Consider the following 14,282-nt stretch of genomic DNA (forward strand, 5'->3'; position numbering starts at 1 on the left):
CATTACAGTTTCATTTTATGCATTAAGTAAATTAAAGAAACGATTCACATCTTCTTCTGAAACGTCACTTAACTGTTTATATTTATAATTCGGATTTTGATCTTTATCAACGACAACGGAGCGTACTCCTTCGAAGAAATCTTCATGTCTCATGAAGTTTTTAGCAAGTATAAGGTCCGTAGCGAAACATTCTTCAACGGATTTATCTTGTCCATCAATAAACTGTTTTAATGTTACTTTTAGTGAAATAGGTGATTTTGATAACAGTGTTTCTTTCGTTTTTAGAGCAAAGGAGCTTTCATCTTTCTCCAATGAATGGATGATTTCTTCAATTGTATCGTAAGCAAAATGTGAATTAATTACTTCTAATGAAGGAGTCAGCTCGCTTTCTAAGTTTGGAGCAGTTGCGAATGTACGAATAACTTCTTTTAAATTAGTATGTACATCATCTTCTTTATGCCAATTTACACTTTCAAGTTCAGTAAGAAACTCTGGTAATGAATCAGATGTCATAAAGTAATCAGCAGCATTAATAAATAATACGTCAGAAGCTTTTAAAATAGATGCTGTTAAAGCAACGAAGCGTCCTGTATATCCAGGTGCTTTATTTAAGAAATATGCAGCTCCGACGTCTGGGAAGAAGCCGATATTCATCTCTGGCATTGCCCATTTCGTACGTTCAGTTACAATGCGATACTTCGCACCATTTGTAAGACCGACACCACCGCCCATTACAATTCCATCTAAACAAGCAATAATCGGTTTTGTATATTGATAAATATATGTATCAATTTCATACTCTTCTTCAAAAAAACGTTCTGCATGTTGCAATGCCACTTCATTGGAACGCGCTTCATAAAGAGTTTTAATGTCGCCACCTGCACAAAAACCTTTTGTGCCAGCTCCTTTTAACACGATAAGTGCAATACGCTCATCGTGTTCCCACTCTTTAAGTTTTTGTCCGATAGGTTGTAACATGTCATAAGATAAAGAATTAAGTGCTTTTGGACGGTTTAAAGTAATTGTTGCAACGCCGTTTTCGCTAACAGAAAATAAAACGTGTTCAGTCATAATGCATCCTCCCTTACATATCTTCTTATTCTTAATTCTTGATATGTACTGAAATGTCCTTTATAAATTTTGTCAAAAGTTGACGGTAAATATTAATTTGGTCACCGCATATTTTGACGAGTTATCTTTGCAGGATTTCAGAGACTGAGGGGGAATATTACAACATTACTGTAAGTGTAATTATTTGAAGTTATAATGATAAAAGCGCTATTATATAGGTGTGAATTGTTCATTATCAATTCTAAAAAGAGTGTTTGAAGAAAAAATGAATCGTACAATTGTAATAAGAAATTTTGCACTGAATTAGAAATAGAGAAAGGAGAAATCGGAATGCCAGGACCTTTACTATTGTCGGTTATTATTTTGTCTTCTTTAATGATAGGGATAACGCAGTATTTTCATCATACAGATACGACAGAAGAAGTGAAGGATAAAGTACGTCTCGTATTTCCGATTTTTATAATATCTATTTCATTCTGTATTTTATTAAATAAAGATGGGTACATTGTCGCAGTGTTCTCATTTTTCGTCGCAATCGTTTTAATTACCGTTTTATATTATGTAATGAAAGACTTTATACAAAAATAAAGATGTCACAATAGGCATTTTTATTTTGGAGAAAATATAAAATTTCACATACCGTACTTTATATAAAATACATAAAACATATAACAATAGAAAAGTGTGTACTTTGCTGTGTATGTACTTGTCAATCTTGCATAGCCACTATACTATTAAAATGTAGAGATTATAAAAAGGGGTTGTATCTATCATGAAATTTGAGATGCACACAAAAATTATTTCAAATGAAAAAGAAGTAAGATTACATATTGAAGAAAATATATTTCAATTAATATTGGATGGTTATCACTTATTTACAATTCAAGAAATATTGCCTTTATATAAATCAAATGAAGAAAGAATTGGAAGTGCAACGATATTGAAGCTAGAGTGGGAGAACGGAAAAACTACAATAAACTATCAACTCGTTTCACTAAAATCAGTAAATTAAAAGGAGTAGAAAAATATGAAGTTATTTCATACAGCGGATTGGCATTTAGGTAAGCTTGTTCATGGCGTGTATATGACTGAAGACCAAAAGATTGTATTAGATCAGTTTGTACAGGCTGTTGAAGAAGAAAAACCAGATGCTGTAATTATTGCAGGGGATTTATATGACCGAGCAATTCCACCTACAGAAGCAGTAGACTTATTAAATGATGTGCTGCAAAAAATAGTTATTGATTTACAAACACCAGTTATTGCAGTAGCTGGTAATCATGATAGTCCGGATCGTATCCATTTTGGGAGTAGTTTAATGAAAAAACAGGGATTACATATTGCAGGCCAATTTCAATTCCCGTATGAACCTGTTGTACTAAATGATGAATATGGAGAGGTTCACTTCCATCTAATACCGTATGCAGACCCAAGCATAGTTAGACACGTGTTGAAAAATGAAGACGTACGTTCTCATGATGATGCGATGCGCATTTTTATGAATGAGCTCTCTGAAACAATGGATAAAGAAGCTAGACATGTATTTGTTGGACATGCATTTGTAACTTCTTCAGGAGAAGCGGAGGAGAATACAAGTGATGCAGAACGACCACTTTCAATTGGTGGTGCTGAATATGTAAATAGTCATTATTTTGATAAGTTTCATTACACAGCGCTTGGACATTTACATCAAGCGCATTTCGTACGTAATGAGACCATTCGATATTCAGGTTCACCACTTGCCTATTCAATTTCTGAAGAGAAACATAAAAAAGGTTATTACATTGTAGAACTGAATGAAACTGGTGAAGTAGCAATTGAAAAAAGGTTACTTTCACCACGTCGTAAAATGCGAACAGTAGAAGCGAAAATAGATGAATTATTACAGCACCCAGTAAGTGAAGATTACGTATTTGTAAAATTATTAGATGAAAACCCTGTCTTACAGCCAATGGAGAAAATACGATCTGTATATCCAAATGCAATGCACGTTGAAAGAGCGATGCAAAGGCGAGAACTCACAGATACAAATGAAGTAACGGTTTCAAGACATAAAATGGATGATTTATCTCTTTTAAAGGCTTTCTATAAAGAAATGAAAGGGTTAGATTTATCAGAAGAGAAAGAACGCCTATTTATAGATGTATTACAAACAGTGCAAGAACGGGAAGGTGAACGAGGATGAGACCGATTCAGCTTATTATGACAGCATTCGGGCCATATAAACAGAAAGAAGTAATCGATTTTGAAGATCTTGGAGAACATCGTATTTTCGCTATTTCTGGGAATACGGGAGCTGGAAAAACAACGATTTTTGATGCGATTTGTTATGTGTTATATGGTGAGGCTAGTGGAGAAGAACGTAGTGATACGAGCATGCTTCGAAGTCAATTTGCTGATGATGATGTTTATACAAGTGTAGAACTAACCTTTCAATTAAAAGGGAAACGCTATGAAATAAAAAGACAACTTGGACATAAAAAACAAGGGAATAAGACCATTACAGGACATGCAGTAGAATTATATGAAGTTATTGATGGAGAAAACGTTCCAGCCGTCGATCGTTTTCATGTAACAGACGTAAACAAAAAAGTGGAAGATTTAATTGGGTTAAGTAAACATCAATTTAGTCAAATTGTTATGTTACCACAAGGTGAATTCCGAAAACTATTAACATCTGAGACGGAAAACAAAGAAGAGATTTTACGTCGTATTTTTAAAACGGATCGTTATAAATTAATGCGTGAGTTACTTGATCAAAAGAGAAAACAATGGAAAGATGTTTTACAAGAAAAACAAAAAGAGAGAGAGCTCTATTTCCGTAATGTTTTTAAATTACCAATCCGTGATGGAGCATTATTAGAGACATTAGCGGCACAAGAACATGTAAATACGCATCAAGTAGTAGAAGCGTTAGAACAAGAAACAACAGTGTATAAGGCAGAGGTTGAGCAATTACAAGTAGAACAAGATGTTCAAACGAAGCAATTAAAGGATGCAGAAACACGTTTTCATGCAGCAAAATCTGTAAATGAGAAATTTATAGATTTACAACAAAAGAATGAGAAATATAACACTTTACAAGAGAACCGTGCAGCAATTGAAAGGAAAGAAAAATCCTTTAAACGTGCGGAACAAGCAAAGCGCTTATTACCATTTGAACAATGGTATGAAGAAGCGATGCAAAATGAGCAGAAAGCTGAAAGTTTGTTAAAACAGATAATCGTCAAACAAGAACAGATAATGAACAGCTTTGAACTTGCTCAGGAGAAGTATGAAGTAGTAAAGAATAAAGAAGCTGAGCGAGAAGAGGCTAAAAAACTTGTTCAAAGATTAGAAGAGTTACAAGCGATTATTGAATCATTAGCTGAGAGAAAGCTGAATTTACAAAATGCCGAAATTCAAATAGGGAAATTAAAAGAAAGTATGCAAAAGTTAGATCAACAACTAGAAGAGCATACAAACCAAAAACAGAAAATGTCTGATGAATTGCAGCAATTAGAACAAGCACTTGAGCAATATGTAGCTAAAGTAGAAGAACTAACGAATATGCGAGAAGATGCAAAAGTTTTAAAGCAAGCATATGATGTTTGGCAAGAAAAACAAAAATTCGAGCAAGAAAAAGAAGCGGCAAATAATAAAATGCAAGTGGCAGTTCGTGCATATGAAAACATGGAGCGCCGCTGGTTAAGTGAACAAGCTGGTATATTAGCTCTTCATTTACATGACGGTGCATCTTGTCCGGTATGTGGTAGTACGAATCATCCGCAAAAAGCTACAGAGCAAAGTAATGCGATCGATGAAAAAGAGTTAAACGATTTAAGAGATAAGAAGAACATTGCTGAAAAATTACATGTGCAAGTAGAGGAGAAATGGAATTTTTATCGACTACAATATGAACAAGTGATAGAAGAAGTTGTGAAGCGTGGGTATAACTCCGAAAAATTAGTTGAAACATATAGTGCACTTGTTCAAAAAGGAAAACAATTAGCTGCAGACGTTAATACGTTAAAAGCAAGTGAAGAAACTCGTAAGCAGATTGCTGCGAACATGAAAAGCGTAGAAGAAAAAATAGAAGAACTTCAGAAACAAAAACGGGAAGTAGAAACAATGCAGCACCGTACAGAAATGGAGTGCATGCAACTACGTACGTCATATGAACATGATAAACGAAATATTCCAGAAAACTTGCAAACAGTACAAGCTTGGAAAGCACAGTTTGACCAAGCTATGCACGAACTTAGGTTAATGGAGGACGAATGGAAGAAAGTGCAGGAAGCGTATCAACATTGGCAAAATGAAAATATACGTATTCAAGCAGAACAGAAAGGTGCTTCTAATCAATTTGAAAGTGCAAAATTGAAGAAAGAAGAGACTTTCGCACGCTTTATGAAAGAGCTAGAACAAAGCGGATTTACAGATCAATTCACGTATAAAGAAGCCAAATTAAGCGATGCCGAGATGGAGATGTTACAGAAAGAAATTCAAGGTTATTATTCATCTCTTGAAGTGCTTGCAAAACAAATTGAAGAGCTAAACTCAGAATTAAAAGATAAAGAGTATATGGATATTACATCTTTAGGTGAACACATAAAAGAACTAGAAATTAATCTCGATATAATTAAAGAAAAACGTCAACGTGCGCAAAATGCGGTAACATATATTTCTGATTTACATGAAAACATTAAACGTATTGACGAACAAATTCACGAGGAAGAAAAAGCCTTCCAAGAACTTGTTGATTTATATGAAGTAATGAAAGGTGATAACGAAAGTCGTATATCATTTGAACGTTACATCTTAATTGAGTATTTAGAACAAATCGTTCAAATCGCAAACGAACGACTACGTAAATTATCAAATGGACAATTTTATTTAAAACGAAGTGAACGAGTTGAAAAAAGAAACCGTCAAAGTGGATTAGGCTTAGATGTGTACGATGCATACACTGGCCAAACGCGCGATGTAAAAACATTATCCGGCGGAGAGAAATTTAATGCATCACTTTGCTTAGCTCTTGGAATGGCAGACGTCATTCAAGCGTATGAAGGTGGTATTTCCATCGAAACGATGTTTATTGATGAAGGATTCGGCTCATTAGATGAGGAGTCATTAACAAAAGCTGTAGACGCCTTAATTGACTTACAAAAATCAGGACGATTTATCGGTGTCATTTCACACGTACAAGAGTTGAAAAACGCAATGCCGGCTGTATTAGAAGTAACGAAGCAGAAGGATGGGTGTAGTCAGACTAGGTTTGTGGTGAAGTAAGCTTAGAAAATGGAGTAGGGAATCTATCGATACTTTTAGTGTCATATGTATGAATCATAAAACGTCGTCTCTTCATATTGGAGGCGACGTTTTATTTTATAAAATATCTATGAATTATCTGTAGAAGGCGGCGTATTCTCCAACCGATTATAAGCTTTAAAAGCTGAAATTGCCGATATAACCCCGCCTACTAAAAATAAAGCGGATCCTCCAACTAAGATGATACGACTGACATATGTTTCCCGTGCTTCTTCGACTTCTTCTTGTAACGCTGTAGGCATATGAATCCCCCTTTATAAAAGTTGTTTTATAAATAGTATATACAAACGCCTAAAATATGTTAAAATAACTGATGATTTTATGTAGTGGATAATTAGATGAGTAGGATGCGAGTGGCTAAATAAATCTTCATCACAAATTTATGCGAACTTCACATAGAGCACATATTAACATTGTATTATGTATATGTACCAAATAAATAAAGTGAATGTAAGTTCTGTTTTCAAAAATTTAAAATCCTTTTATTTCTATATGAAATTTTTAATCGAGGGTTTTAAAAATTTTGGAAATAGATCTTATAAAAATGGAATTCATATAAAAGGGGAATGTCTTATGACAACATATACAAGTGAAATGAAAAAAACTTTAGTTTCAGAAGAAGATGTAGATATTTTAAAAATTATGGCGCATCCAATCCGACTGCAAATTGTAAATGAATTAAGTACAAGAAAAACTTGTAATGTAACACAATTAACAGAGTTACTGAACATCCCGCAATCTACTGTTTCACAACATTTATCAAAAATGAAGGGTAAAGTGTTACGAGCAGAGAGAAGAGGTTTAGAAATTTATTATCATATTAACAATTTAAAAGCGAGTAAGATTGTTAATGTTTTAGGGTATATAAACTAGTGAAATATTTTTATATAAAATAGCCCCTGCTGTTTAGCAGGGGCTATTTTGTGTTGTTTTATGTATTTGTATTTAAAACTTTATAGTTTTTATGATTTACAATTGTTCGATCAAATTCAAAAGTACCACCGCTTACATTTGTAATTTCAACTAAGACCGATTCAGTATAAAGTTTTAGTACAGATCCTGTAATCTTTAAATTGTTTCGTTGAAAAAGTATAGTATCCCCTACGTTTGCTTTCATAGTACCTCCTCATTAAAGACAGAAATATTTTTTTATTATATATATTAAACCACGGATAGATATATTAGTGAATATTTAGTTTTATTTATTGGAAAAAAATTTGTGATTTTATAAAAAATAAGGTGAATCGAAGTATAAAAAATTTTTCTATTGTATTTAATCAGTAGTTTTTTGTATTTCATCCTTCGTTTTTTGTAACTGATTCCATGTTTTTGACGCTCTATCTTGTAAGTGCTTACATAAATAGAAACATCTTATACAATGAAGGTGTCAAATCAAAAGAGGTGACCAAAATGAACATAAAAAAAGTAAATTTAGCGAATAGCATTGAAATAGAAAGAGGAGGCGGAAAGATATGAAAAAATCAACTGTTAATCCATGGTTTGTTGTCCTTGGCACAGTCATAGTACAAATGGGGCTTGGGACGATATATACATGGAGTTTATTCAATCAGCCTTTAGTTAGTAAATACGGTTGGAGCCTTAACGCTGTTGCGATAACTTTTTCAATTACTAGTCTTTCTTTAGCATTTTCAACTTTATTTGCGAGTAAATTGCAAGAAAAATGGGGACTTCGTAAACTTATTATGATAGCTGGATTAGCATTAGGACTAGGGTTAATACTTAGCTCACAAGCGTCCTCATTAATATTACTTTATGTACTAGCAGGAGTTGTTGTAGGTTATGCAGATGGTACAGCATATATCACTTCACTATCAAATTTAATAAAGTGGTTTCCAGAGCGTAAAGGTTTAATTGCTGGTATTTCTGTCTCTGCATATGGTTCAGGTAGCTTAATCTTTAAATACGTTAACGCACAGTTGATTGAATCAGTTGGTGTATCGCAAGCATTTATATACTGGGGTTTAATTGTTACAACTATGATTGTAATTGGTGCTTGTTTAATCCATCAAGCTGCAGATCAAGGAGCAGTTCATGAAACAAAAACTAAGGAATACACAACGAAAGAAATGTTAGGCACAAAACAAGTATACTTATTATTTATCATGTTATTTACATCATGTATGAGTGGCTTATACTTAATTGGTATGGTAAAAGACATTGGTGTTCAACTTGTAGGGCTTAGCGCAGCAACAGCAGCTAATGCGGTGGCTATGGTTGCAATCTTCAATACATTAGGTCGTATCATTTTAGGACCGTTATCGGATAAAATTGGGCGTTTAAAAATCGTTACTGTTACTTTTGTTGTTATGGCGAGTTCAGTCTTAGTTCTAAGTTTTGTAGATTTAAATTATGGTATTTACTTCGTATGTGTAGCAAGTGTAGCGTTTTGCTTTGGTGGAAATATCACTATTTTCCCAGCTATTGTTGGTGATTTCTTCGGTATGAAAAACCATAGTAAGAACTACGGAATTGTGTATCAAGGATTTGGATTTGGGGCGCTTGCAGGTTCCTTTATCGGTGCACTTCTAGGTGGATTCAAACCAACGTTCATGGTGATCGGTGTATTATGTGTCGTGTCATTCATTATCGCAATTTTAATTCAAGCACCTAAACAGAAAAAAGAACAAGAAGAAGAGTATCGCAGCGTAGCATAAGTATACAAATCTTCTATAACACTATGATTACGAAAAAGCATCCTATTCTATTAATTAGGATGCTTTTTTTATGAGTTATTTTAACAAGGTTAAATTACTTTTGGGATTTTTATAGATGTAAAAGTGATTGGGATACCCATTTGGAATATATTGGAATATAATGAATTGATACATCGTATTCGAAATATATATTAAATCTTAAATGATAAAGAAGACATTCATTAGTATTTGTAAGATATATTTTCAGAAAAATATTGAGAAAATATATACTTGAGTTTTTCATAAAGCATTGTAAATGAACGTATCTCTAGTTTATCTTCTTCAATTTTAAAAAGAGGAGTTTGAATTTTATTTATAATATAAGTACATTTAATGCGTTTAGGTATGATTTTATTAAGAAGCATTAAAATGCTTTATCTGAAAAATAAAAAAAGATTGACAAGTTTATTGAGAAACATTATCATTTCGGTGTAAGATAGTAAATGAAAAACATTATCAATAAAATGGATTTTAAAGTAATGCGCACTTGACCAATTAGTTTAGTAAGTGTATTATTTTTTACAACATAACTGATAATGAAAATCAATATCGTTGATGTTGCTTAATGAAATTAATGTTTATGTGAAAGGATAGAGAAAATGAACTTAGGGGAATTTGATGGGCAAACAGTTTTAGTAACAGGTGCAGCACAAGGCATAGGCAGTGTTGTTGCCAAAATGTTTTTAGAAAGAGGAGCCACAGTTATTGCGGTTGATCAAAATGAAGAGGGGTTAAATGTACTCTTAAATCAAAATGAATTAAATAAAACACGTATGAAAACGTTTAGTTTAGATGTGAGTAATAGCGCTGCTGTTGAAGATATGGTAAATCATATTGCAAATGAAATAGCGCCAATAGATATTTTAGTAAACGTTGCAGGGGTTTTACGTATGGGACCAATTCATTCGTTAAGTGATGAAGATTGGAATAAAACATTCTCTGTAAATACTACAGGGGTTTTCAATATGTCCCGAGCGGTAAGTAAAAATATGATGTTAAGAAAATCAGGGGCAATTGTTACAGTCGGTTCAAATGCGGCAAATACGCCGAGAATGGAGATGGCTGCGTATGCTGCGTCAAAAGCTGCAACGACGATGTTTATGAAATGTTTAGGACTAGAGCTTGCGGCATACAATATACGCTGCAACTTAGTTTCTCCAGGTTCTACTGAAACTGAGATGCAAAGATTACTATGGGCTGATGAGAATGGAGCTAAAAATATAATTGCTGGTTCTCAAAATACATATAGACTCGGAATTCCATTACAAAAAATTGCACAACCTTCAGAAGTTGCTGAAGCAGTGTTATTTTTAGCCTCAGATAGAGCAAGTCATATTACAATGCACAATTTATGTGTTGATGGCGGTGCTACGTTAGGAGTTTAATAAAAATTCAGGAGGTTATTATATTATGAATGAACATATAGCTGTAAAGGAATTGTCAGAAAAACTTTTAGAAGATTATAAGACTGAATCTTCATTCTTTTTCGCTTCACCAACTCGAACTATATTAGCAGAAGGAGAGTTTACTACAGTAAAGCATCGTGAAATTGAAAATTTCCCAGAGCTTGTGCAAGCGACATTAAGTAATGCGAAACAAGCTGGAAATCCAAATCCTATCGTTGTGGGTGCTTTGCCATTTGATCGTAGAAAAGAAGTCCAACTTATCGTACCAGAATATAGTAGGATTTCTGAGCGTTTACAATTGGATACAACAAATCAGCTTGAAACAAATGAGAACGTAACATTTGAAATGACGCCAGTACCAGACCCTGAAGTTTATATGAATGGTGTGAAGCAAGGAATTAAAAAAATACAGGACGGTGATTTAAAGAAAATCGTTCTATCTAGATCGTTAGATGTTAAATCTTCGGAAAAGATTGATAAGCAAAAACTTCTGCGAGAATTAGCAGAACATAATAAGCATGGTTACACATTTGCTGTGAATTTACCGAAAGATGAAAAAGAGAACAGTAAGACGCTAATTGGAGCAAGTCCTGAATTACTTGTTTCACGTAATGGTATGCAAGTTATTTCTAATCCGTTAGCTGGTTCAAGGCCACGTAGTGAGGACCCAGTAGAAGATAAAAGAAGAGCAGAGGAATTACTTTCTTCTCCAAAAGATTTACATGAACATGCGGTAGTAGTTGAAGCGGTTGCCGCTGCACTTCGTCCGTATTGTCATACATTACATGTTCCAGAAAAGCCATCAGTTATTCATAGTGAAGCGATGTGGCATTTGTCTACAGAAGTGAAAGGTGAACTGAAGGATCCAAATACTTCTTCTTTACAATTAGCAATTGCTCTTCATCCTACGCCAGCAGTTTGCGGAACTCCGATGGAAAAAGCAAGAGAGGCTATACAGCATATCGAGCCATTTGACCGCGAGTTCTTTACAGGAATGCTAGGATGGAGCGATTTAAATGGAGATGGAGAATGGATTGTTACAATTCGTTGTGCTGAAGTACAAGAAAATACACTGCGTTTATATGCAGGAGCTGGAGTTGTTGTTGAGTCAAAACCAGAAGATGAGTTAGCAGAAACATCAGCTAAGTTCCAAACAATGCTAAAAGCTTTAGGGTTAAGAGATAGTTCACTTAATGAAAATAGGGGGAAGAAAGAATGCTAGTAGGTTATACAGAATGGCCAAAAGAATTTGCCGATCATTATCGAGAAGAAGGATGTTGGCTTGGTGAAACATTTGGAGGAGTGTTAAGAGAGCGGGCTGAGAAATATGGAGATCGAATCGCGGTTGTAAGTGGTAAGAAGCATATAACATATAGTGAACTTGATAAAAATGCAGATCGTTTAGCAGCAGGTTTACTGAATTTAGGAATAAAGAAAGAGGACAGAGTTGTAATCCAGTTACCTAACATTATCGAGTTTTTCGAAATATGTTTTGCACTATTTCGAATTGGAGCGCTTCCTGTCTTTGCGCTACCTTCACATCGAAGCAGTGAAATTAGTTATTTTTGTGAGTTTGGTGAGGCGAGCGCTTACGTTATTTCAGATAAGGCTCTCGGTTTTGATTATCGAAAACTAGCAAGAGAAGTGAAAGAGAAAGTGCCAACTTTACAACGTGTAATTGTAGTGGGGGAAGAAGAAGAGTTTGTGAACATAAATGATCTGTATATGGATCCCGTCTCATTACCAGAAGTTCAGCCAAGTGATGTTGCATTTCTCCAATTATCAGGAGGGACAACAGGTCTTTCTAAATTAATTCCTAGAACACATGATGACTATATTTATAGTTTACGTGTAAGCGCTGAAATTTGTAATTTGAATGCAGAAAGCGTCTATATGGCAGTTCTTCCAGTAGCACACAATTACCCAATGAGTTCTCCAGGGACATTTGGAACTTTCTATGCGGGTGGAAAAGTGGTATTGGCAACTGGTGGTAGTCCAGATGAGGCATTTGCTCTTATTGAAAAAGAAAAAGTTACAATTACAGCGCTCGTTCCGCCATTAGCAATGATTTGGCTTGATGCTGCATCTTCTCGTAATACCGATTTATCGAGCCTAGAGGTTATTCAAGTAGGTGGTGCTAAGTTTAGCGCTGAGGTTGCAAGACGTATACGCCCTACATTTGGATGTACGTTACAGCAAGTATTCGGTATGGCGGAAGGATTAGTGAACTATACAAGATTAGACGATCCGGAAGAAATTATTATTCATACACAAGGTAGACCAATGTCTGCACTCGATGAAGTACGAGTTGTTGATGAAAATGACAACGATGTACAACCTGGCGAAGTAGGTAGTTTATTAACAAGAGGTCCATATACAATTCGTGGTTACTATAAAGCTGAAGAGCATAATGCACGATCATTTACAAAGGATGGATTTTATCGCACAGGTGATCTTGTAAAAGTAAATGAAAAAGGATACATCATTGTAGAAGGAAGAGATAAAGATCAAATTAACCGTGGTGGTGAGAAAGTTGCTGCGGAAGAAGTTGAAAATCATTTATTAGCACACGATGCGGTCCATGACGTAGCAATTGTATCTATGCCTGACGATTATTTAGGTGAACGCACCTGTGCTTTTGTTATAGCTCGCGAACAAGTTCCGGCAGTAAGTGAATTAAAAATGTTTTTAAGAGAACGTGGTATAGCGGCTTATAAAATTCCAGATCGAATTGAATTTATTGAATCATTCCCGCAAACAGGAGTCGGAAAAGTCAGCAAAAAAGAACTACGTAAAGTCATTGCTGAAAAACTTATTACAGTAAAACAATAATAAAAACCGGAAGGAAGTGATTAGATGGCTATCCCATCTATTTCAGTATATAAAATGCCAATTGAATCAGAACTACCAAAAAATAAAGTGAATTGGACACCAGACCCGAAACGTGCAGTACTTTTAATTCATGACATGCAAGAATATTTTCTTGATGCATATAGCGATAAAGAATCACCAAAAGTAGAACTTATTTCAAATATTAAAATGATAAGAGAAAAATGTAAACAACTTGGTATACCAGTTGTTTATACAGCGCAACCTGGTGGACAAACGTTAGAACAAAGAGGTTTATTACAAGACTTTTGGGGTGACGGTATTCCTGCTGGACCAGATAAAAAGAAAATTGTTGATGAACTTACTCCTGATGAGGATGATATATTCCTAACAAAATGGAGATATAGTGCATTTAAAAAGACAAATCTATTAGAAATTTTAAATGAACAAGGAAGAGATCAACTCATTATTTGCGGTATTTATGCGCATATTGGATGCCTTTTAACAGCTTGTGAAGCATTTATGGATGGTATAGAGCCGTTCTTTGTAGCAGATGCAGTTGCTGATTTTTCACTAGAGCATCATAAACAAGCATTGGAGTATGCATCTAATAGATGCGCAGTAACGACATCAACAAACCTACTGTTAAAAGATTTACAAAGTGTAAAAGGTGATGAGAGTGAAGGAATCACTATACAGCAAGTACATGAACTAGTTGCACAACTACTTCGTGAGTCAGTAGAGAGTATTGATATTGATGAGGACTTATTAAATAGAGGGCTTGATTCGGTCAGAATTATGAGTTTAGTAGAGAAGTGGCGTCGTGAAGGGAAAGAAATCACGTTTGCAGATTTAGCAGAACGTCCAACTGTTGCAGGTTGGTACAGCTTACTATCTTCACAAACAGCACAGGTGCTGTAACAAATAGACTACATAATAAAGGGGTAGTAAA

13 protein-coding genes are annotated in these 14,282 nt (G+C 34.6%); 10 read left to right on the forward strand and 3 right to left on the reverse strand.

The genetic code is table 11. The annotated features are described in order from the left end of the window. Nucleotides 1-15 precede the first annotated feature (15 nt). Entirely contained in the window at nucleotides 16-1,071 is a 1,056-nt protein-coding gene (locus ACUXVC_RS11335; RefSeq protein ID WP_074047299.1) for an enoyl-CoA hydratase/isomerase family protein, read from the reverse strand. Between the two features lie 330 nt (nucleotides 1,072-1,401). Here ACUXVC_RS11335 and ACUXVC_RS11340 point away from each other — a divergent pair, with 330 nt between their 5' ends. The 4 genes from ACUXVC_RS11340 (at nucleotide 1,402) to ACUXVC_RS11355 (ending at nucleotide 6,342) form a co-directional block, all read left to right on the forward strand. Next, entirely contained in the window at nucleotides 1,402-1,659 is a 258-nt protein-coding gene (locus tag ACUXVC_RS11340) for a hypothetical protein (protein WP_001119409.1), read from the forward strand. Nucleotides 1,660-1,843: 184 nt separating this feature from the next. After that, nucleotides 1,844-2,083, forward strand: coding sequence for a DUF2584 family protein (locus ACUXVC_RS11345; protein ID WP_000667344.1), 240 nt, complete (start codon nucleotides 1,844-1,846; stop codon nucleotides 2,081-2,083). A 15-nt stretch (nucleotides 2,084-2,098) separates the two neighbouring features. Then, nucleotides 2,099-3,256: an exonuclease SbcCD subunit D gene (locus tag ACUXVC_RS11350; protein WP_089170944.1), complete on the forward strand. Its 1,158-nt coding sequence runs from the start codon at nucleotides 2,099-2,101 to the stop codon at nucleotides 3,254-3,256. After that, nucleotides 3,253-6,342: an AAA family ATPase gene (locus ACUXVC_RS11355; protein WP_098126131.1), complete on the forward strand. Its 3,090-nt coding sequence runs from the start codon at nucleotides 3,253-3,255 to the stop codon at nucleotides 6,340-6,342. The genes ACUXVC_RS11350 and ACUXVC_RS11355 overlap by 4 nt, the downstream gene beginning before the upstream one ends. 107 nt (nucleotides 6,343-6,449) lie before the next feature. On the opposite strand, the gene ACUXVC_RS11360 is transcribed toward ACUXVC_RS11355, so the two are convergent. Beyond that, entirely contained in the window at nucleotides 6,450-6,623 is a 174-nt protein-coding gene (locus ACUXVC_RS11360) for a hypothetical protein (RefSeq protein ID WP_016081721.1), read from the reverse strand. A 331-nt stretch (nucleotides 6,624-6,954) separates the two neighbouring features. Between ACUXVC_RS11360 and ACUXVC_RS11365 the strand changes: the two genes are divergently transcribed. Then, nucleotides 6,955-7,254 (forward strand): ArsR/SmtB family transcription factor, encoded by a 300-nt coding sequence (locus ACUXVC_RS11365; protein ID WP_000214794.1) that lies wholly within the window; start codon nucleotides 6,955-6,957, stop codon nucleotides 7,252-7,254. A gap of 58 nt (nucleotides 7,255-7,312) precedes the next feature. Here ACUXVC_RS11365 and ACUXVC_RS11370 read toward each other — a convergent pair whose 3' ends face one another. Further along, the gene (locus tag ACUXVC_RS11370) at nucleotides 7,313-7,498 is read right to left on the reverse strand and encodes a YkvS family protein (RefSeq protein WP_000646793.1); all 186 of its coding nucleotides are present in this window, start codon (nucleotides 7,496-7,498) and stop codon (nucleotides 7,313-7,315) included. A 355-nt stretch (nucleotides 7,499-7,853) separates the two neighbouring features. Between ACUXVC_RS11370 and ACUXVC_RS11375 the strand changes: the two genes are divergently transcribed. The 5 genes from ACUXVC_RS11375 (at nucleotide 7,854) to ACUXVC_RS11395 (ending at nucleotide 14,251) form a co-directional block, all read left to right on the forward strand. Continuing rightward, nucleotides 7,854-9,056, forward strand: coding sequence for an L-lactate MFS transporter (locus ACUXVC_RS11375; RefSeq protein ID WP_157418121.1), 1,203 nt, complete (start codon nucleotides 7,854-7,856; stop codon nucleotides 9,054-9,056). 638 nt (nucleotides 9,057-9,694) lie between these two features. Further along, nucleotides 9,695-10,480, forward strand: a complete 786-nt coding sequence (gene dhbA, locus ACUXVC_RS11380) for a 2,3-dihydro-2,3-dihydroxybenzoate dehydrogenase (RefSeq protein ID WP_098127559.1) — start codon at nucleotides 9,695-9,697, stop codon at nucleotides 10,478-10,480. A 25-nt stretch (nucleotides 10,481-10,505) separates the two neighbouring features. After that, a complete protein-coding gene (gene dhbC, locus ACUXVC_RS11385) occupies nucleotides 10,506-11,723 on the forward strand; it encodes an isochorismate synthase DhbC (protein WP_446026049.1) in 1,218 nt (405 codons plus the stop codon). Next, nucleotides 11,717-13,333 (forward strand): (2,3-dihydroxybenzoyl)adenylate synthase, encoded by a 1,617-nt coding sequence (locus ACUXVC_RS11390; protein ID WP_098127557.1) that lies wholly within the window; start codon nucleotides 11,717-11,719, stop codon nucleotides 13,331-13,333. Before dhbC ends, ACUXVC_RS11390 begins: the two co-directional genes overlap by 7 nt. 24 nt (nucleotides 13,334-13,357) lie before the next feature. After that, on the forward strand, nucleotides 13,358-14,251 hold the full coding sequence (locus ACUXVC_RS11395) for an isochorismatase family protein (protein ID WP_016512869.1): 894 nt from the start codon (nucleotides 13,358-13,360) through the stop codon (nucleotides 14,249-14,251). The last annotated feature ends 31 nt before the right edge of the window (nucleotides 14,252-14,282 follow it).

It is taken from the genome of Bacillus sp. N6 (assembly GCF_052805735.1).